The organism is Niabella digestorum (genome assembly GCF_036409055.1).
GTDB classification, from domain to species: domain Bacteria; phylum Bacteroidota; class Bacteroidia; order Chitinophagales; family Chitinophagaceae; genus Niabella; species Niabella composti.
On sequence record NZ_JAZGLY010000003.1, the window covers coordinates 1 to 20636 of the forward strand.

Consider the following 20636-nt stretch of genomic DNA (forward strand, 5'->3'; position numbering starts at 1 on the left):
CGCATCTTCACGAGCTCAAAAATTCATTTTTAAGCCACTCAAATTTTAGCATTTTGAACTACAACTAAAAAATAAACCTCCTTTAAATCGACTTAAAAGAGGTTGAGTTTTTGGGGTTTTAAAGATTATTTGGAAAAATAGAGAGTTGTGCAACGGTTACCGATGTTGGCGGTAGTTTTTTCTTATTTCATGTAGGATTTCTTTCATTTTTGGTTCAATATTTAGTTCGTCAAATAGTTTTTCCGATAAATTTAATGAGTTTTCAAAAGCTAAAATTATATTTTTAGGATTTAAATCCGATGTTACTGTTTTATACGCAAAATACCAAGTCGTATCAATATCCTTTTCAAGACTTTTAGTTGGACTTTCCCAATGTTGGGTTTTGTTTGTTCTTGCTCTAATAAGCCAAAGCAAATATTTCTGAACATTTGATAAACTATGATGAGCATGAGCAAATTCTTCTCGCTTAATTAAGTTGCTTGTTGTCAGTATAACATTCAGTAATGATTGACTTAACCACAAGATGTTTTCATTTGTTATTCTTTCGGGCGATTTCGTTTTGATTTGATTTAGTGTTTTCGTTAAATGTCCGTCTTTGTCGATTAGGTTCATTTGGTCAAAATCGCTAAATGCAACAATTCCGTCCCAAGATTTGATAATTTCAATTTCCTCCGTTTTTAAAAAATGAAATTCGCCTCTGACCATATTCTCAAAAATAGCAACTTCGCTTCCATATTCATTTGTAAAATATAATGCCACAGGATGAATTTGATTTACCCATTTTTCCGACGAGAAATTTTCTTTATTTTTTAAAAAGATGTAAAATTCGATATCAGAATATTTATCTCCTTCGCTTTTAGTAAATGAACCATACATAAAAACAGCGGAAACATTTTCGTCTTGTTGAGCTATAGATTTTGTTTTGTTAATCATTTGTAACTGCGTCATTTCTTCTAATTTTTAAAAGTTGATAATAGAAATTCTCACTGCTTTTTGAAAGCAATAAAAAAGTTTCACTTTTTTTATTTTGAACAGTTACTTATAGCTTCATCGGATTATATTTTTTTATGTTCAACATTCTGTTTGGTAAAATTACCGCTAACGGTTTTCGGCTTTGCGTTCGGGCGGGCTTTATAGCACTGCACTCGATACGAAGAACCGCATTTCAATTATACACAAAGTTGTCAATAGAAGCACGTCACCCCGCCTGACGCAAAACCGATGTTGGCGGTTCGTTGTTTTCTGTCGATACGGTTGTTATTTTACTGGTCGTTATTGCTTACTTCTTTTGGAAATTTATCGGCAATTAAATTTAATCTGATATTGTGTTCTAAATAGGCTTTCATCCCGTCTAGAACCGTTGTGAAACCACCTGTATTGTCTTTAATTGCCTCAATTAAATCGTCCCCCGTTTCTTTGAAGCCGTAATTTTTGATTATAACGTAAGTTGTTTCGTCTGTCAATGCGGTAAACTCGTAATCAACTGTCGTTACTGGGTCGCCCCATTCTGTTGAAATAAGTTTGTTCGGAATAATTTCCTTTGTCAATACGTTGGTGGAAACGCCATACATTTCCCATTCCCATTTTACAGTTTTTCCTACTTCTAACTTTCCGCTTGATTTTGTAAACCAAAAGTTAGTTGTAATTGTCGGGTCAATAATTGCTTGGAAAACTTGTGAAACAGGTTTTCTAATTAGCATCTGTGTTTCTACTGTCGGTATTTTATTTGTCATCTTATGTTATCTTTTAAAAGTTCAAATTTCTGTTTTTATTGGGTTGTCCTACAATGACCGCCAACGTTTTGGGTATTGCCGAAGGCGTGGAAATCGAAGCAATTAGTTTCGATTTTGCACCGAGGCGAGCCAAAAGAATTTTTATGAGTTAAATTTAAAAATAAAAAACGAACCTAAGCGAAGCGCTCATGAATTCCTTAAATAAAAATAAAAATTACATTCATAATAAATTCGTTTTTGGCGGAGGACTCCATCAGGCTTGTGTTTATACAAAATCACGTTCGACAACTTTGAACCCTGTAGATCCTGTCGGTCGTAGTGGATGAGGGCATTTTCGATATTACCTTCACGCAGCTTCAACCGCCCCTGCGGCGCGTTAAAATAAGTATCGATCTGATGGTCTTCACCTACAAATCGCGGACTCAATTTCAGCAGTTGTTGTTCGTATTGCTCTATGCCTTCTATTCGGGCTTTAAATTCGTAATTTCTAATGTGCATAGTGTTGTCATTAAAAAGGAACAGGGTGGCTTACCACGTTGCAGACTGCATCCGGGATACTCCACCTTGTAAGTTCCCAAAAATTTTTCTTTTCATCAAATTACAAGTGTTTTTCCAGATGTCGGAAAGATAGCCTTTTTCATACAGCAATGGCAAGAAATAAAAAATCCTATGAATAATTGCTATTCATAGGAACTACTATTCAAGGATAAAGCTTAAGGCTTATATTTTTCTAATCTCTACCCTTCTGTTTTTAGCACGCCCTTCATCGGTACCGTTATCGGCTACCGGACGGCTCTGCCCAAAACCGATTGTGGCCATGCGGTGGGCACTGATGCCTTTTTGCACCAAAGCTTTCTTCACGCTTTCCGCCCTTTGTTCGGACAACTGCTGGTTAGAAGCGGCACTACCTACATTGTCGGTATGCCCTTCGATAAGTATGGTTAAGGTGCTGTTTTCTTTGAGCATTTTGGCCAACTCGTCGATGATGTGTTGCGAGTCGGGCATGATGGTGGATTTTCCGGTTTCGAAATTGATATGGAGGGCAACAGATGTACCGGCTTCGAGCTGTTCAAACATTCTGTTAGCTTCGATCACCTGTTCCATCTCTTCTAGGGCTAATATAGTTATCTTATAATAGTCCACAGGATTATTACCTAAATCATGAATACTTACCCAATACTCTTTACCATCCGCTTTAAGAGTAAAGGTTGCTCCAGTAAAGTTTTTGCCCCCGGAAATGTCGGAATAAATCTTTTTGCCACCTTTAGAAAGAATGGCGTTTTCATAGTTTTTAATGATTTGTAAACGGCTAGGTAGATTGGGCCGTAAGGACCATCATAAGTGTACAGGATGCGCGTAACGGTTCCTTCCTTTTTTACGGCTTTATCATCGCTTATCCAAAACTCCACTTCATCATAATTTTCGGAACAATCTTGAATATAAAATTTTGGATAGCGATTGAAGAAGGGATGATCTTTACATCCTTCAGAGTCCGTAGCCTGAGCACGGGCAATAATGCCAGACAAAAATAAAATAAGCAGTAGTACTAATTTTCGCAAAACGAGTGGTGTAATCAGCTTTGCAGTAATTGTGTTAGTCATAGCAGAATAAATTTGGTTTTATTAAAGGGCAAGTTTAGAACAATTTATTGATACTGAAACTTTTATAGCATCACTAAAAATGGGGATGCTATAAAATTACTGTTGCAACACTAAATGGTGGGATGGGCAGATGGGGTGACATCTATATATAATAAAAAAGGGGCCAATGCCCCTCTCGCTTCACTATATATAAGTCTTTTGTTATACCGTAGCCACCACGGCCTCCAGTGGCAGACGGGATTTGGCCGTTAATGCAGGCTGATTGCTATCTGCTGGATTGCGATAGCCGATAGCTACTGCAAATAGCGTTTTATAACCTTCCAAGTTCAGGATGCGGTCGTACTCCTCCGATTGAATGCCTTCCATAGGGGTACTGTCTATGTCCATATCGGCACATGCCGAAAGGAAAAAACCCAGCGACAGATACACTTGATGACGCAGCCAGGACTTAATTTCGGCCTCACCTAGGGGCTTAACCATATTGTTGTAGTAGTTCACGGCTCCTTCGGGCAGATGTTCCTCAATTTGTTTTTCAAAATCTTCTACACGGTCAATTACCGAAAATACTACCACATGACTGGCATCTAGTATTCGCTGCTCGTTGAAATAGGATACCCTTGCCAGCTCCGCTTTCTTCTGCTCCTCCCCTACAAAAACAAATTTCCAAGGTTGACTGTTAATGGAAGAAGGGCTTAAACGCAATATCTCCTTTAACTGGCGGATTTGATCCTCACTGATTTTTTTACCCGACTGGTACTGCTTGGTCGTGTACCGCTTGTTGGCTAAATCTAAAAAACTCATAGGTATTCAATAATTTTTACAGTTACTATATTTTTTATAGCCGCAAAAATAAGTATAGTTTCTTATCTTTACAATAACTGTCAAAAAGGATAGTACCTATGTATTGTATCGATAACAAAGAATACCCCTGCAGCACCAGTCTGGCGATGAAGTACATCGGCGGAAAATGGAAGGCTGCTATTCTGATTCATTTGATGCAGCGTAAGCGGTATCATGAACTACGCAAGGATTTACCCATGGTGACCGAACGCACCATCAGCCTACAACTGAAAGAGTTGGAAGAAGATGGACTGGTGAAACGTATCGTACACACCCACAAACCTCCGTTGAAGGTAGAATACGAGCTGACCCCTTTTGGTAAAACCCTGATTCCGGTGCTAAAAGCTATATCCGACTGGGGCAAAAAAGCAGCAAGTACCCATAAGCAGATTCGGGTAGTACAGCCGTCATCCTGATGACGATTGCTGCTCCATCTTGCTATGCCAGCACGCCCTTATCTTGCCGAATGGTCCTAATTATATTTGAAAAACACTGATAACGCTTTTACGCATGACACAACGCATTTTGATAGCCGGGGGTACCGGTTTTGTGGGCCGCCATCTGATACCAGCCTTACAGCAACAGGGCTATGCCCTATCGGTACTCACCCGCCAACCCACTGTCGTTGCAGCACAGGATGCCCTTCGATACTTTCGTTGGGATCCCGAACAGCAGTACATCGACCCGGCAGCCTTTGAACAGGTAGCCACCATCATCAATCTCACAGGGGCTAATATCGGCGCAAAACGCTGGACCGCCCGCCGTAAAAAAGAGATACTGGACAGTCGTGTGAAAACGCTAGACCTGCTATGCCAATACTGTCGTCAACAGCAAGTACCCCTACATACATTAATTTCCTCATCAGGCACTGGCTATTACGGGGCAGTTACTACCAATACTATTTTTAAAGAAGATGATCCGATAGGCCAGGATTTTCTGGCACAGGTATGCAGGGAATGGGAAAACGCGGCGCAGCAGTTCAGCACGTTGGGAACCAGAGTGGTGATACTCCGTAAAGGCATCGTAATGGGCCATGGGGGTGCTTACGAGAGAATGGCTCCCTTGGCCCGACGCGGGATAAATGTAGCATTGGGGAGTGGACAGCAATACATGTCCTGGATATCAATAGAAGATTTGGTACGCTTGTATTTGTTCCTATTACAGCATCCCGAAATAAAGGGCGTTTATAATACCACTGCCAGTGAGCCTATCACCATGCAGGACTTTGCACAACAGCTCTTGCAATCCTTTAACAAAAAAACTTTATTACCCAATGCTCCGGCATGGTTGGTGCGCATCTTGTTGGGCGAAATGGCTACTGCCCTGCTGGAAGGAAGCCGTGTGAGCAATGAAAAACTAAGACTTACAGGTTTTGTATTTCAGGACGAACCTCTAGCTGCTTATCTCAAAAAATTGGCATCTCCAATAGAGTAGTATCACTGCAAGCGCAATAAAATAAAAAGGCCGGGTTTATCCACCCGGCAGTTTAGAGGCTTTTGTTCTCTATCTACTCTACTACAATCTTTACCTCAGGCAGTCTGATCATCTACTTCAGCTTCGGATGCATTCTTCTTTACAGAAGCAATTCCATTCTCTCTTCCGCTCTCACTTTCGTACATCTCACTGGTACCGATTATCTGCCCGTTGGTTGCTTTTAAATTAAAATAATATTTTCCGTTGCTAGAAGCCTTTCGTTCATATTTACTATCGTCTACTGCATTGTTACGTACTGAGTTTAACCCATTTAGGCAAGCCGCTTTTGTGGTATAGCCTTCACTTACTAAGATAGTTTGTCCGTTACCGGCTTTGAGTACAAATTGATACTCACCGTTTTTTCTAGTAGTAATTACAAATTTTCCCATAATGGTATTTTTTAACCTTCTATATGATTAAGGACAACGAATCAAAAGAAAGCAAATTACCGCTACCGCGTCAGGGAAACGTCTCGGGCTCATACACAATTGCGGGCTGAAGTAACAAAATTATATAAAAATAAATTAAACACACAACAAATTTGCCAGAATCACATTTATTCCACTTGCGTTTTTAAAGCATTCTGTATATAAAGTAGGGTTGTCTCCCAATACTTCCGGGCTTCTTCACGCTGTTGCTGATGCAGCATTTTTTCCACATGTATAGCAATAGTAGTTTTCTGATTGCCTGCCAGCACCCGAAGCTGCAGTATGACAGGCTGGGACCATCCGGGCAATTGCCATTTGGTGCGAATATGAGAGCGATCTATATAGGTAGAAAACTGAGTATTTGGATGACGCGCCCATAACGATAACCCTTTTTTAGAAAAAAGAAAATCCCACACCTGATGGAACGGCATAGGAACGGTTCTTCTGATGCCGTATTGCCAGGTATTGTTTTTAGTAAGACCAACGGGCTTAGTCATAGTAAAGGTTTTAGAGGAACAAATTTATGTACCCTGAGTTGTACTCTATACGAAATACGCGTCTTTCTATTCCTTAATCGGCATTAGCAACATAAGGTCTGATATAATCTTCAAATTCTGTTTTTAATTTAATAACACGCTCCGGGAACTCAGGTATAGCTTTCTGGTCAACAACGGCCTGCGTCATATCCGCTAAATGCTTGGCGGCATCTTCGGTAAACCCTACGGAGCACAACGTCTCTACCCACTGGCGCGGTGGTATAGATTGCACCGCTATCGATTTTTGCAGCAAATTTGAAAATGCAGCAGCAATATCCCTAGAACTATAGGCACGCGGCCCGAACAGTTCATACACCTGTTGTACTTCTTTTGCAATCATTATTTCGGTAATAAACTGAGCCAAATCAGCCGGGGCATGCATCTCAATTTTCAAATCCTCGGGGAAAAAAGTAGGCAATATGCCATACTGCTGCACGGTGTCGAGATATGCCAACCAGTTACTGAAATAATAAGAAGGTCTAATATATACTTTTTCTACATCCAGATCTGCTAGCGCTGTCTCCAACATACGCGACATCAAAATATTGCCGGTATTATCGTCAAGATGTGCGCCAATGCAAGACAAAGCAACCATCCTACGAATGCCTGTAGCGATAATCGCCTGCCGATAATTTTCTACAACACGACGGGTATCGCCCATAATGTCTTGTGAAGCCGGATTTTCAGGAGTTATCAATAGAGCAGTGGTACCACCTTTAAAGGCTTCAACTACCTCATCCGTTTGCATTAAATCAGCCTTACCTACTTCAACCGACGTAAGTGTTAGCTTACTAGGATCCCTAACAACTGCCCTTACGGGTAGATTTTGATGCTGCATTGCTTTCACTACTAAAGAACCAATACGACCTGTAGCGCCTACTATAATATACATAACGCATCTATTTTTATACGCCGACAAAGCTAAAGGGACATTGTGACAAGGGCATGTCAACATTCTAACAGCAAACTTATTTTACAACTATCGATCAGGATAAGTAAACCCATGCATCTTTAATATTAAATAAAAAATCATTGCATAATGCAATCACATTAAACAAGGATAGTCATCATATTTTATTTAGATCAGGTCGATATGATAGGCCGCTTCTGCACCTTATTAATCTTCCATTGTAATAATACCAGTGATAACACGAAGGAGATGCTTGCAATGATGACCAGCCCCCATATAGAAGAAGACACCACATCTACTGTACCTTTTTCTACAATGAGTGTGCGGAAAATTTGCAGATAATGGGTCAGCGGAATACATTTAGCAAAAGCAACCACCCAACCGGGCATCTGACTTAAAGGCCAGGTAAATCCACTCAAAATAAAAGAAGGCGTAGCCACTACCATTAGAATTTCGGTAGCCTGTAGCTGATTAGGAATGGCTATGCTTACCAGTATACCTAAAAACCCTACCGCTAGCAGGAATAAAATCGAGGCGCCCCAAAAAGCAAAACCCTCTACATGCAAAGGCATTCTATACACCAGCGAATAGATGTAATACAATACATAAATCAATACCGACATCAATAAATAGGGCGTGATTTTCACGAATAACAACTGAAATACATTGGAGGATTTTGCCACCAACTCTTTGAATGTACCTCTTTCAAACTCCGATGCAAAGCTGAGTGCCAGCCCTAACATCAATACCTGTTGCAATACGGTAAGCAATACACCCGGCAGCATGAAGTAGAGGTAGTTGCCCGATTTAAAATTTTGCCTGATGATGGTGGTCTTAAACGGTTCATACTGCTGTGTGGCCACATACGAAGGCACCCCTTTTTTCTCTAGGGATTTAATTTGAATACCTGCTTTGAGTGTAGCTACACACACATTGGTGGCCATCATGGCATAGTTGGAAGTAAGCGTATTGGATGTATTCACAAACATGGTAACTTCCGTAGGACGGTTGTAATTAATATCTGCAGCAAAATTGCGGGGAATGTTCACTACCACGGTGGCTTCCTTTCGCAGCGCTTCCTTATGAGCATTAAAATTATCGGGCAATACGGAGGCTACATAAATCACTTCGTTTTCATTAAACATATCAATCAACTGTCTTGATAGTGGCGTATTGTCTTCATCCACTACCACGATGGGCAAGTTGGTTACGGCTCCTTTTTTATATACCGAACCCACCAATACTCCATACATTAATGGAGCACCAAGAAACAATACCATCAGCACCCTGTTCTGAAAAAACAGTTGAAACTCCCTTCGAACCAGGCTGAAAAATGTTTTCATGTTTAAAAATTTAATGATCTGCAACGACAAAACCGGCCTTAGTGAGCAACGCTCTGCTCTCGGCAGGATTTACGGCTTTGAGTCTGATCTCAAACATGGCCTCCTGCTGTTCAAAGTCGGGGTATGCCGTACTGATATTAGCATAAGCACTCAACGCTTTAACAGTTTCCACCTTAGCCTGGATGGCCTTATTGTCTAGATAAGGAATACGCAATTCTTTCACAGCACCTTTCTGAAAAGCCTTTACCTTACTTTCGGGAACAGTAAGGCGGAAATAAGTACCCTCAGTAATATATCCTGAAATCAAACTGTACCCTGCCAGTGCCAGCTCTCCTACTTTCAGATTGATGGTTTCGATAGTCATTTCCTGTGGAGCTAGAATAAAACGTTCCTGCGCTGCCGCATGTACTTCCGATACGGCGCCCAGTGCCCGTTCCTTCTGTCCCAATGCCATCTTCTGCTGTTCTACTCGAGCACCTCTTTCTGCTTCTGCTAATTCGACCTTTGCCGCTTCGTACTGGTTACGAGCTCCTTGGTACTTTGCATATACCTCATCATATTTTTGTTGTGCTACCAGTGAATCGGCTAGCAGATTACGCATGCGTTCGAGTGATTTTTGCGCAAATTCATATTGTTCCTTTAGTCCGTCCACCTTAGCCCTCAGCTGACGGATTTGTCCTTCCGTAGCTCCCTTTACCGCCATCTCGTATTGCGCCTGTGCTGCTTCTAGTGCTCCTTGCGCTTGAATAGCTTTAGCGTCTACTTCAGGCAACTCCAGTATCATCAGGGTATCTCCCTGCTGTACTAACTGTCCTTCTTCCACCAGAATCTGCTGCACACGTCCGGGAACTTTGGTTGTAACCGACAATTGGTCTCTTTCTATTTTTCCTTCCAGTGTTGCATGCTTTTCATGTTTGCCACAAGAACAGCCTTGCAATAGTAACGCTAATCCTATTATGTAAAATAGTTGTTTCATAGTTATCTGATGATGGTTTGATATAAATTGCCATTGGCCTTCAGCAATTCGGTAGCGGCCAAACGCTGATTCAAAATCTGATTATAGTAACTTAAGGATTGTTTATAGTATTCATTTTCTGCAGCCAGGCGCTCCGTAACATCTAGCAATCCTTCTTCAAACTGACGCGATGCCAGATGTAAGTTGTTTTTTGCAATGATCATCTGTTGTTGATGCACGGCAATCTTCCTTAAACCCAAGTCATAATCCGACTTCGTCTTACGCTGCAGGAGGTTCAATTTCTCTCGGGTATCTTCCAACTTATTTTCATTAATCTGCAAATCGATTTTTGCTTTTTCAATAGCGGTATGATGCGCCTTACCATCAAAGATACTCCATCTAAGGCCTACTCCTACTCCGTATGCAGGAGCCAACTGTACATGATTTGTCTTTAACGTAACATCGCCCAAACTGGCCACATCCTTTAGAGTGGTACGAGCATTAAAAGCATTTAAATAAGACAGATTGCCGAAAGCAAATACTTGGGGCAACTGCGCTCCTTTTTCTTTCTTCAACAAATATTCATATGCTTTTTGCGAAGCTTCCAGTGCTTGCAGCTCTTTTCGGTTCATCGCCATGGCATCATCAGTAAGCAGCATAACCTCCAACGTGTAGTCTATCTTTTGCAATTCTTCTGAAGCAAGGCCTGTAAGCTCTTCTAGTTTAAAATACAATAATTCCCGATTGCTCTGTACTTCGGCACGTTTGCTTTCCAACTCCAGCATAGCCAGTTTAATCTTATCCCGATCATAAGGAATAGCTACTCCGTTTTCAATTGCCTTGATTACTTTTTGATGTTCCTTTTGCAACCTTCTCTCCGAATCGTTGATCAGCAAATCCACTTCTTTCAACAGCATCAGCTGATCGAATGAAGTAATAATTTCCTGGGCTAGAGCATCGTAAGACGCTTCGGTCAGCAATGTCTGCGCCTTATACTTTTGTTCAAGGGCCTTTTGACCATTGCTAATTTGCAGCCCACTAAAAATCACCTGTGTTGCGGTAAGCCCCGAAGCGAAAGCATGTGTGGAAAAATTGCCTTTAGCAGATTCTTCAAACAACGTGATGCCTGTTATCGGCAAAGTGCGCGCAGGTATATCCACATCTACTCCCGTATGTAAATAACCATACAACGCATTTACTGACAAATGGGGCAAAGACTTTCCTTTTACGGCTTGCTGGTCTAGTACTACCTTCTGGTTTTCCAGCATTGCATTTTGAATCGACTTGTTATGCTGTATAGCACTTTCGACAGGTGTTTTAAACGGTTTGAACGTTTCCTGCGCATCCATGCTCGTCATCGCTAAAAGACTTATGAGCAATAATGCAGGACGAATAGAATATAGTTTCATGTTGTTTATCTATTTAGAGATAACAACACAAAGGTGGGTGAATTATTCCTGATATTTTTTCAGATACCTTAAAAAATAAACTATAGATTACCTCTAATTACCGATAAAGTCTGCTGGGAAACACCTAAATAGGAGGCAATATGTCCCAAACTAGCATTTTGCAGGATCGTTGGATTTTCTTCTAGCAAGGCTTCGTAACGCTCCTGTGCAGACTTAAATTGGTTATTGTAAAACCTTTTGGAAAAGGCAATAAGATTGTCCAGCAGCATTTTTTTGATGATATGATTGATAGTAATACTCTTCTCCGACATCTCACGAATAGGGCTAAAAGGCAGCAATGTTACACGAGAATGGGCAAGCGCCTGTAAGCCGAACAGGCTGGGTTTTTCATAAAACACACTCTCTATGCCGGTAATAAAATTGTTTTCGCCATAAAAATAATGCGTAATATCCTTCCCATCCTTGTTATAAAACACACGGGTAAAGCCTGATTCGACAAAATAAATGTGTTTGAGATAAGTGTCCGGTACAAAGATAAATGCCCCTTTACGATATTCTTTGGTTTCACTGATGGAACCGAAGAACATCTCCAGTTCCTCATCAATAGGAAAGAAGCTTTTCAGATAATCGAGCAAGAGCATAATCAAATATAACGAAGAAAGCGTTTACGGTTGCATCGTGCTTGGCCTGCCTTAGTCCTTTCTTTTTTTCATGATAAAGATAACTCCCGATGTTCCACCCGTACCTTTATAAGATTCGACCAGTTCCTGCATCTGTACCAGTTCGTAACCTTCATCAGCCATATAATTCAGCACCGCAGCATAGGACTTTTTATTAGTTAGGGCATCTGAATACTGCTGTCCAGCCTGTTTTTGTGCTTCTGTATCGCCTAAATCCACATCTACTACAAGCTTTCGCGAAAAAGGTTGGCCTGCTACCCTGATATAAGCGTACGAGTAAGCTTTATCGGATGCTTTACCCACACCGGATTGAGCCAAAGCAGCCAGCTGAAATGTTACAATAAGTGCCAGCGTAAAAAGAATTTTTTTAAACATCCCACTAATGATTTAACAACTCCATTAACAATAAAAAGCCTGCAACCGTATTGCAGGCTATAAAGTGCATTTTTAAATAAGCCTATATAACATAATCCCACCACTTCTTGTCACTTTGAGCAGAGGCAATCACATTATCTATAAATGCCATACCTCTCACCCCATCTTCCACAGTGGGAAAGTCTATCAGGCTGCTAGGCTCCTCACCGTTCAAGCGTGCTTGTAAAGTCAGCGCAAAATTTCTGTAAATATTTGCAAAAGCTTCCAAGTAACCCTCGGGGTGACCGCCGGGTGTCCTGGTATTGTGTTTGGCCACATCATGCAGATAAGCATTTCCTGCGCGATATATTTGTGCCGGACCATCCAGCCATTTTACGATTAAAGTATTCGGCTCTTGTTGACTCCATTCCAGTCCACCTTTTTCACCATAAATACGGATGCGCAGATTATTCTCCTCTCCTGCTGCTACCTGAGTAGCAGTGAGGACTCCTGTAGCCCCTTTATCAAATTTCAGCAGCATGGCACCGTCATCGTCCAGCAGGCGGCCTTCTACTATTATGTTTAAGTCAGCACAAAGTTTTACAATCTTTTGTCCGGAAATATATTCCGCCAGATGTGCCGCATGCGTTCCAATATCGCCCATGGCGCCACTTTTACCACTACGTGCTGGATCGGTTCTCCAAGCCGCCTGAATATTTCCTTCTTTCTCTGAAAGACGGCTCAGCCAGCCCTGCGGGTACTCTACCCATATTTTTCTGATCGCCCCCAGCGCCCCATCTTTCACCATTTGACGGGCTTGTTTTACCATAGGATAACCCGAATAAGTATGCGTAAGACAAAGTAACAATCCTGTTTCTTCTACTTTTTGCTTCAGTTGTTTGGCTTGGTCTAAGGTAAATACCATCGGCTTTTCCAATACCACATGAAAACCATGCTCCAATGCCATCATTGCGGGCTCAAAGTGCACATGATTAGGGGTTACAATGGATACAAAGTGCATGCGTTTCTCGGCAGGCAGTTCGCTTTCCTTTTTAATCATCTCCTCATATGAAGTATAGATTCTGTCATCCGGCAAAAAAAGCGCTTGCCCTGATTCCTTTGCTACTTGCGGATCATGACTCAATGCACAACAACTCAATTCTATTAATCCATCCATGTTTAAAGCTGCACGGTGTACGGCACCAATAAAGGCATTCTTACCGCCACCGATCATGCCTACCCTTAATTTTGTTTTCATCGCAATGTATTTTTAAATATTCTTAATGATGGTGAAACTACGTGATGACTACACGCTTCTTCACTCTTGCTGTTTAATATGATAATTCGTTTATGATATTCAAGTATATATACAGGCTACGAATATACGTTTTTTAAAAAATGGCTGAAAGCATACCTCCTGCTAAAAATTTCGTTTAGTAGAAATATTTATGCATATTGCAGATAGAATGATGCGATCTATCCCTTTTTACTCGCTGCTTTTATCAGTACTTATTTGTTTCTCCTGTCAGCAAAAGGATACTCAACCTGCTCCCACACCTGTTGATACTACAGTACAGCAGGAGGAAACCGCCCCTGAGCCTGTTGCACCCCAACCGGCCCTTACCTACCGATTTATAAAACAAAAAGAATGGCAGCAACAGAAAGACTCTTTAGGGGGCGCAAAAAGGTTGGACATACTTACGTTGTTGAACCGTGTAGATACTACGCATCTGAAAAGACTGGATAGCATCATTATCCCCAGCAATTTTTCGCTGCCCTTGCAATATTATTCGCCCTTCCCGGAACAAGTGGAACAATTGAAAGATGTAAATAAAATCATTTTCTTTTCTTATCCTACACAAGTGTTTGCCGCCTACGAAAACGGATCATTAATACTCACAGGTCCCACCAACATGGGTAAGAAGAGCTCCCCCACTCCCCGTGGCCTTTTCTTTACCAACTGGAAATCGAAGAAAAGCACCAGCACCGTAAATGCCAGCTGGATACTAAAATGGAACTTCAACGTACATAATAAATTGGGCGTAGGTTTTCATGAGTATGCATTACCCGGTTATCCTATCTCGCATAGTTGTATGCGTTTGCTGGGAGCTGATGCAGAATTTTTATATAACTGGGCTGAACAATGGATACTTAAAAACGATCGCGAAATCGAAGCTTATGGTACCCCTGTCATCATCTTCGGTACTTACCCCTTCGGGAAAGAGAAGCCTTGGTATCAGCTAGTAGAAGATCCCAACGCCCTCGTTATTACAAAAGACAGCCTCAATGCTGTTATCCAACCACATCTGGAAACCATACTGGATAGACAACAGCATCGGGCTGCCGTAATTAGTAACAGGCAATCTAAAGTTTCCAATCAAGCGGAAGCAGGAAACGGGCAGTAAAATTGCGCCCCATGTTAAATACGCCTACCCTACCGGTTATCGGATGAGCATCGGTATACTTCAATCGGCTTAAGTGACTCTGATAAGCTATATCAGTAATATTATTTAACGCCAAGTGTATACTAAAACGGTTTTTTCCGGCAATCTTTACATCGGTTCCCACACCTGCATTCAGCAATACATAGCCATCGGTTGCGGTTTCGGTATCATACCCTGCAAAGAAATTTTTCTGAGCTGCTACCGTATTTGCTTCAAGCTTGATATAAAAGTTGGACAGATGCTTTAATACTGTTGGGAATTCTCCTCGCAGTTCGGTAAGCAGTCTTGCCGGTGCAATGAGTGGAAGATTATCAGAACCATCTACAGGTTTTGTAAACTTACCTCTCACAAAACTAAAGGTATTTTCAAAATGCAGCCAGTCTAGCGGGTGAGGGTGCACATCCACTCGCGCTTCAATGCCCATCAGACGAGCATCGTGCTGATTAAACTGAAATACTTGCGCCCCATCAATTATGGAATCTGCACCATTTGATGCCAATACCTTATTATAAAAAATATAATTGCTGATATGGTTATAAAATGGTGCAATACTGAAGTCGATGTGATTGGTGGTCACTTCCAATCCCAGATCGGCAGCTGTTGCCACCTCACTTTTCAACTGCTGATTACCGATTTCATAACGATGGGTTCCTTCATGCTCGCCGTTAGCCGCCAGTTCGGAAGCATTCGGTGCTCTATAGCCTCTGCTGAGATTAGCCTTAAAAGTAACATGGCTGCTGATGGCATGTGTAGCACCAATACTGGCTGAGATATTGGAAAACTGCTTTTTGAAAGCTTGAAATCGGATATCGGCGTCCTCACTCATTTTCTTACTGTTCATGTTTCGGATATCGTAACGCAGCCCTGCACTGAAGCTGGTGTTTTCCCAAGTTTTGGTAGTTACCCCGTATACGCCTACATCAAAAAGGCTATAGTCGGGAATTAAAGCCTCCTCGCCTTTATTGGTATTCCATTGACGCATACCGTTTACTCCAAAGCTGGTCTTCCAATTTTTGGATTGCGGTAAATGATAGGCCAAATGGTAATTGATCGTTTTCAAATCGAAAAAGGCTTCGGGCTCATCAGGATGCTCCACTTCTCCAAACTCCTGGCGTCGATTTATTTGAAAAGCGGCCAGTGCCGTAATTCTTCCACCCGAAGGCAACGAAAAGGAGTTGTCCAAAGCTATTTTGGAATGCCGCACTGTTTGATAAGGGACCAACGGGCTGCGACCTTTGATCAGCTTATGGGTCAAAGCATATCCATCCAAAACTAATTGGCCTTCGTCGTCACGCTCTCCTTCCACTATGCCCAATTTCTGATTAAAATGCGAAAAAATCAGATGCGTATATCCCCAGTTTTTATTCAACCCGATGTACCCGCCAGCGTTCTTTTCATTGAAACGGCTGTTTAATACGTTCCCATCATATTTGTTTTTATAGTCTCCGGCCGATTTGTAGCTGCCGTATAGATTCCAATTAAACCCGTTGATATTACCTGCCACGTTTGCATAGTTCCCATACATACGGTTATTACTGTTGAAGGTGCTGAGCACGTTCGCCCGAAGAGTATTATTGGCTACAGGCATATTGGTTAAAATATTAATAACCCCACCCAAAGCATCACTGCCATACATCAGTGATGCCGGGCCTTTCAATATCTCAACCCGCTGTGTACTGAATTCGTCAATCTCCAGGCCATGCTCATCTCCCCACTGCTGTCCTTCTTGTCGCACACCATCATTTACAGTTACAACGCGGTTATACCCTAAGCCTCGAATAAAAGGTTTGGCAATTGCAGGCCCGGTTGTTACAATAGATACGCCGGGTTCTTTAGCTACCGCGTCTAAGAGTGTAGTGCCGGTGTTTTGCTCTATACTTTTTCGAGATACGATACTCACCTGTATAGGCGTGCGCTTAAGCTGTGTGGCAGATGATACACCGGTGACGGTTACATGCTCATTTTCCACTACAGAGGTATGAAGGGAAAAGTCTTGCCGGGTGACGCCACGAACGGTAACATTCACCGCTTTCGACTGATAGCCAACATGAGAAATTAGAAGTATAAAAGTTCCATTGGGCACCGATTTAAAATGATAACGTCCTTCTTTATCCGTGAGTGTTGCTATTTTAAGATCAGGAATAGACACGCTTACTCCCTGTAAAGGCTGTGAAGAAATAGCATCTGTAACTACCCCACTGAGGGCTCCTCCGTTATCATTCCCGTATATAGATGAAACAGTTAGTAAAAACAATAAGCTGAATAAATATTTTATGTACATGAGTTCCTTTTTATCAATCAAAAAATCCAATCAGCAGCAACATACCCCGCTGCTTATACCTATCACTACAGTAGTGCTATCACTACTGCTTTGCAAAACGATATGTAGTAAAAACGTTAAGCTGTGGGAGGACCTCGATGTACAAAATAATGGAACGAAGTACTATATAAATACTCGGGAATGAAGCTGCTTCCCGAAACTATGTACTCCATTAATAACGTGGGACGGAAGGCCTGTCCCCCTAAGAAAGGATCTAATGCTATGGTTTCATTGAAACCACAATTAAACTTATAGGTTACGACAACCTTTTCCTGGGTGTGCGCATATTGGCTATACGTATAATCGATGTGATGGCTGAAGAGGTCGTGTAAGTACTTGCGCGGTGTTACGCTTATCGCAAACACCAGTAGAAGCCACAGAGCTGAAATCCTCGATATGTATATCCGCCGATTCAATATTTGAAACAATGTTGCAAATATATAATGTTAAAATAAAAGCCGCAACTTTTCAGTGCGACTTTTATCGTATGTAGAAGTATTTTTTTATTTAACTGTTAAATTCAATACGGATTCGCCTTCCAGTACCCCCTCCAATACATCTCCGGGCACTACCTCTCCTACACCGGGTGGCGTACCGGTAAATACTAAGTCTCCTATGTTGAGTGAAAAATATTTGGAAATATGAGTCAGCAAAGTATTAAAGCTGAACAAAAGATCACCCGAATTACCTTGCTGTACTAGCTCATTATTTTTGTAGAATTTAAATTTGATATCTTTTGCATTCGGGAAATTACTAATAGGTATCCATTTACCCACTACTGTAGAATTATCCCAAGCTTTTGCCTTTTCCCAAGGCAACCCCTGTTTTTTTAGGTTATTCTGCAAATCTCTTGCAGTAAAGTCGATACCCAGCGTAATGGCATCGTAATACTGGTGAGCATAGCGCTTATTGATGTAGCGTCCGTTTTTACAAATGCGCAACACCAGTTCGCATTCATAGTGCAATTCATTGGTAAACTCCGGATAATAAAAGGGCAAGTGTGGTTTTAGTAATGCAGTCTTTGGTTTTAAAAAAACCACCGGATCTTCCGGTACCTCGTGCCCCAATTCTTTTGCGTGTGCAGGATAATTTCTGCCAATACAAAAAATTTTCATACAATCATGTTTTTATCAGGCTTACATTACAATGAATACGTCTGACTATTAACGCTGTTCATAGCAGCATTCAGACCTTGAGTTGCAAACGTTTCAATAGCTTCAACAGATTTTTCAATTTTCAGTTTAACGATAGGCTCTTCCTCTTTAGTCCATTTGCCTAATACAAACTCGGACTGCATGCCCTTAGGGAAGTTGTTGCCTATACCAAATCTGAGCTTGGGATAGTCTACGGAATTGATGGCTTCCTGAATACTTTTGAGGCCATTATGCCCCCCATCACTTCCGGACCCCCTCATTCTTAATCTGTCTAAAGGCAATGCTAAATCATCTACTATAGTTAATGTATTGCCTAATTCAATTTTCTCTTTATCCAGCCAATATTTAAATGCCCTACCGCTCAGATTCATGTATGTTGTAGGACAGATACATATGAATAAGCGTCCTTTCCATTTAATTTCAGCCACATAAGCAAGCCGATCCTGCCTGAAGTCACCATGATGCTTTTGTACAAAAGCGGCCACAACATCAAACCCGATATTATGCCTGGTATGCGCATATTCATTGCCGATATTTCCCAACCCTACAATTAAAAACTTCATGTTGGTCTATCAAAAATACAAAATATATATCATGCTCTGGTTAATCCTGCAAAGGTGATGACTTTTAGATAATTAACAAAATCCGCAACAGTTAGTTGTCATCAACATTCGCTCGGTCACCTTCTCTTAGCATACAGCTATGATAAAAAAATAGCCCCGCTTTTTACGGGGCTATATGCAAATTTAAGAATTTTACTTCTTAGCGGCTGCAGCGGCAGCTGCTTCTTCTTGCCGCAACTGTCTTGTCATAACTACTGAAGCGATCGGGATACGTGGAGAGTTCAGAATCTCCATATCTGGAGCTTTGATGTCCTCAACACGAATGTTTCCATTCACTTCCAGATCATCAATAGGTACTTCCAGCACTTCTTTCAGATCTTTAGGAAGGGTTTTTACTTTTACTGCCTTAATTTTAGCTACAAAACGTCCACCGGCTCTCACTCCTTTGGCAGTACCTGTAAATTTCAGCGGAATGGTAGCGATTACTTTCTTGTTTTCTACCAGCTCCAAGAAATCCACATGGATCAACGCATCTGTAACTTTATCAAATTGCAGATCCTTTAAAATACATTTGTAAACAGTACCATCAACTTTTATTTCAGCTAACTGGAAACTTGATGTGTATACCAGTGGCTTAAACGCTGCTGCTGGCGCGTAAAAGTTGATTTCTTTTGCACCCCCATAAATTACAGCAGGCACATATCCCTGAGAGCGAAGTTGGCGGGTGGCTTTTTTGCCAAATTCGGTCCTCAGTTGTCCTTCGATTGTAATTGTTTTCATTTTTATGTTGTTTTAAAATTTGCTTTTAACTGGTACGCAGGTTTGAGTGCACAAACAAGCTGGTAATACTTTTATTTTCAAATGCGTGCTTGATGGCTACCGAAAACAGCTGTGCCACAGAAATTACTTTAATTTTGGGGCTTTGCTTTTTGAGCGGAATAGTATTACATACTACCAATTCCTCCAAAACGCTGTTTTCGATATTCTCGTAAGCCTTACCACTCAACAGCGGATGCGTAATCATGGCTCTTACACTATTGGCACCCTTCTCCTTAATCAGTCCTGCACATTTAGCCAAAGTGCCACCGGTATCACAAATATCATCAATGATTACCACATCCTTACCTTCTACATCCCCGATCAGTGTCATACTAGCTATTTCGTTGGCACGCTTACGGTGTTTGTCACAAATCACCATATCGGCATTAAAATAGCTGGCAATTTCCCTGATACGGTTTGTAGCGCCTACGTCAGGGGCCGCAAAGGTAAGGTTTTTTAATTGTAACTTTTCAATATAAGGAATAAAAACCGCGTGACTGTCCAAATGATCCACCGGAATATCAAAATACCCCTGAATTTGAGGCGCGTGGAGGTCCATCGTAATGATACGATCAGCACCTGCTGCAGTCAGCATGTTGGCTATCAATTTACTACCGATAGCCACACGAGGGCGGTCTTTCCTATCCTGGCGAGCATACCCGTAATAGGGTAGCACCGCAATTACTTTGTAAGCCGAGGCTCTTTTAGCGGCATCGATCATCAGCAGTAACTCCATCAAATGATCGGCCGGGGCATAAGTGCTCTGTACCAGAAAAATATAATCACCCCGTACGCTTTCCAGGTAATTCGGAGATATTTCCCCGTCAGCAAAACGCTGAATATTTACTTTACCCTCTTCACAACCAAAATGGGAGCAGATTTCAGTACAAAGCTCTTTGGATGCGGATCCTGAAAAAATTTTTGCCGAATGCGGAATGGAAATAGCTGTGTGCATAGTGTAGTGTGTAATGAGCGGCGAAGATATTTTTTTTCTTCTGATTTCGGAACGACAAGACAGAGTTTTTAATGACATTACGTTTCGAATATGCATAAATAATTGCTCATCAGCTTAAG

Annotated in this window: 24 protein-coding genes; 3 read left to right on the forward strand and 21 right to left on the reverse strand. The window is 41.4% G+C overall.

Annotated features, from left to right (window positions below):
* Positions 1 to 156: 156 nt before the first annotated feature.
* The 6 genes from lnu(H) to V2H41_RS05390 form a co-directional block, all read right to left on the reverse strand.
* Entirely contained in the window at positions 157 to 948 is a 792-nt protein-coding gene (gene lnu(H), locus V2H41_RS05365) for a lincosamide nucleotidyltransferase Lnu(H) (protein ID WP_330974107.1), read from the reverse strand.
* 314 nt (positions 949 to 1262) lie between these two features.
* Entirely contained in the window at positions 1263 to 1733 is a 471-nt protein-coding gene (locus tag V2H41_RS05370) for an SRPBCC family protein (protein ID WP_330974108.1), read from the reverse strand.
* Positions 1734 to 1919: 186 nt separating this feature from the next.
* Positions 1920 to 2231 (reverse strand): CYTH domain-containing protein, encoded by a 312-nt coding sequence (locus V2H41_RS05375; RefSeq protein WP_330974109.1) that lies wholly within the window; start codon positions 2229 to 2231, stop codon positions 1920 to 1922.
* 222 nt (positions 2232 to 2453) lie between these two features.
* On the reverse strand, positions 2454 to 2876 hold the full coding sequence (locus V2H41_RS05380; protein WP_330974110.1) for an OmpA family protein: 423 nt from the start codon (positions 2874 to 2876) through the stop codon (positions 2454 to 2456).
* Positions 2877 to 2902: 26 nt separating this feature from the next.
* Complete coding sequence (locus V2H41_RS05385; RefSeq protein ID WP_330974111.1) at positions 2903 to 3334, reverse strand: hypothetical protein; 432 nt, start codon at positions 3332 to 3334, stop codon at positions 2903 to 2905.
* Between the two features lie 201 nt (positions 3335 to 3535).
* A complete protein-coding gene (locus V2H41_RS05390; RefSeq protein WP_330974112.1) occupies positions 3536 to 4135 on the reverse strand; it encodes a nitroreductase family protein in 600 nt (199 codons plus the stop codon).
* A 98-nt stretch (positions 4136 to 4233) separates the two neighbouring features.
* Between V2H41_RS05390 and V2H41_RS05395 the strand changes: the two genes are divergently transcribed.
* Both V2H41_RS05395 and V2H41_RS05400 read left to right on the forward strand, forming a co-directional pair.
* Positions 4234 to 4590: a winged helix-turn-helix transcriptional regulator gene (locus V2H41_RS05395; RefSeq protein WP_330974113.1), complete on the forward strand. Its 357-nt coding sequence runs from the start codon at positions 4234 to 4236 to the stop codon at positions 4588 to 4590.
* Between the two features lie 94 nt (positions 4591 to 4684).
* Positions 4685 to 5608, forward strand: coding sequence for a TIGR01777 family oxidoreductase (locus tag V2H41_RS05400; RefSeq protein WP_330974114.1), 924 nt, complete (start codon positions 4685 to 4687; stop codon positions 5606 to 5608).
* A 95-nt stretch (positions 5609 to 5703) separates the two neighbouring features.
* Here V2H41_RS05400 and V2H41_RS05405 read toward each other — a convergent pair whose 3' ends face one another.
* The 9 genes from V2H41_RS05405 to V2H41_RS05445 form a co-directional block, all read right to left on the reverse strand.
* Positions 5704 to 6036: a YegP family protein gene (locus V2H41_RS05405; protein ID WP_330974115.1), complete on the reverse strand. Its 333-nt coding sequence runs from the start codon at positions 6034 to 6036 to the stop codon at positions 5704 to 5706.
* Positions 6037 to 6203: 167 nt separating this feature from the next.
* A complete protein-coding gene (locus V2H41_RS05410; RefSeq protein ID WP_330974116.1) occupies positions 6204 to 6572 on the reverse strand; it encodes a hypothetical protein in 369 nt (122 codons plus the stop codon).
* Positions 6573 to 6645: 73 nt separating this feature from the next.
* On the reverse strand, positions 6646 to 7503 hold the full coding sequence (locus tag V2H41_RS05415) for an NAD(P)H-binding protein (protein ID WP_330974117.1): 858 nt from the start codon (positions 7501 to 7503) through the stop codon (positions 6646 to 6648).
* Between the two features lie 191 nt (positions 7504 to 7694).
* A complete protein-coding gene (locus V2H41_RS05420) occupies positions 7695 to 8864 on the reverse strand; it encodes an ABC transporter permease (RefSeq protein WP_330974118.1) in 1170 nt (389 codons plus the stop codon).
* Between the two features lie 10 nt (positions 8865 to 8874).
* Entirely contained in the window at positions 8875 to 9840 is a 966-nt protein-coding gene (locus V2H41_RS05425) for an HlyD family secretion protein (RefSeq protein WP_330974119.1), read from the reverse strand.
* 2 nt (positions 9841 to 9842) lie between these two features.
* The gene (locus V2H41_RS05430) at positions 9843 to 11228 is read right to left on the reverse strand and encodes a TolC family protein (protein ID WP_330974120.1); all 1386 of its coding nucleotides are present in this window, start codon (positions 11226 to 11228) and stop codon (positions 9843 to 9845) included.
* A gap of 80 nt (positions 11229 to 11308) precedes the next feature.
* Entirely contained in the window at positions 11309 to 11869 is a 561-nt protein-coding gene (locus V2H41_RS05435) for a Crp/Fnr family transcriptional regulator (protein WP_330974121.1), read from the reverse strand.
* Positions 11870 to 11920: 51 nt separating this feature from the next.
* Positions 11921 to 12283, reverse strand: coding sequence for a DUF4177 domain-containing protein (locus V2H41_RS05440; protein WP_330974122.1), 363 nt, complete (start codon positions 12281 to 12283; stop codon positions 11921 to 11923).
* Positions 12284 to 12365: 82 nt separating this feature from the next.
* Positions 12366 to 13520 (reverse strand): Gfo/Idh/MocA family protein, encoded by a 1155-nt coding sequence (locus tag V2H41_RS05445; protein WP_330974123.1) that lies wholly within the window; start codon positions 13518 to 13520, stop codon positions 12366 to 12368.
* Between the two features lie 208 nt (positions 13521 to 13728).
* Between V2H41_RS05445 and V2H41_RS05450 the strand changes: the two genes are divergently transcribed.
* Positions 13729 to 14667 (forward strand): L,D-transpeptidase, encoded by a 939-nt coding sequence (locus V2H41_RS05450; protein ID WP_330974124.1) that lies wholly within the window; start codon positions 13729 to 13731, stop codon positions 14665 to 14667.
* Here the strand turns inward: V2H41_RS05450 and V2H41_RS05455 are convergent.
* The 6 genes from V2H41_RS05455 to V2H41_RS05480 form a co-directional block, all read right to left on the reverse strand.
* The gene (locus tag V2H41_RS05455; protein WP_330974125.1) at positions 14627 to 16987 is read right to left on the reverse strand and encodes a TonB-dependent receptor; all 2361 of its coding nucleotides are present in this window, start codon (positions 16985 to 16987) and stop codon (positions 14627 to 14629) included. The two genes, V2H41_RS05450 and V2H41_RS05455, sit on opposite strands and share 41 nt — an antisense overlap.
* A 116-nt stretch (positions 16988 to 17103) precedes the next feature.
* On the reverse strand, positions 17104 to 17391 hold the full coding sequence (locus V2H41_RS05460) for a hypothetical protein (RefSeq protein WP_330974126.1): 288 nt from the start codon (positions 17389 to 17391) through the stop codon (positions 17104 to 17106).
* 138 nt (positions 17392 to 17529) lie between these two features.
* Positions 17530 to 18141, reverse strand: a complete 612-nt coding sequence (locus tag V2H41_RS05465; RefSeq protein ID WP_330974127.1) for a fumarylacetoacetate hydrolase family protein — start codon at positions 18139 to 18141, stop codon at positions 17530 to 17532.
* 26 nt (positions 18142 to 18167) lie between these two features.
* Positions 18168 to 18743: an aminoacyl-tRNA hydrolase gene (gene pth / locus V2H41_RS05470; RefSeq protein ID WP_330974128.1), complete on the reverse strand. Its 576-nt coding sequence runs from the start codon at positions 18741 to 18743 to the stop codon at positions 18168 to 18170.
* A 192-nt stretch (positions 18744 to 18935) separates the two neighbouring features.
* A complete protein-coding gene (locus V2H41_RS05475; RefSeq protein ID WP_330974129.1) occupies positions 18936 to 19523 on the reverse strand; it encodes a 50S ribosomal protein L25 in 588 nt (195 codons plus the stop codon).
* Positions 19524 to 19548: 25 nt separating this feature from the next.
* Positions 19549 to 20595 (reverse strand): ribose-phosphate diphosphokinase, encoded by a 1047-nt coding sequence (locus tag V2H41_RS05480; RefSeq protein ID WP_330974130.1) that lies wholly within the window; start codon positions 20593 to 20595, stop codon positions 19549 to 19551.
* Positions 20596 to 20636 lie beyond the last annotated feature (41 nt).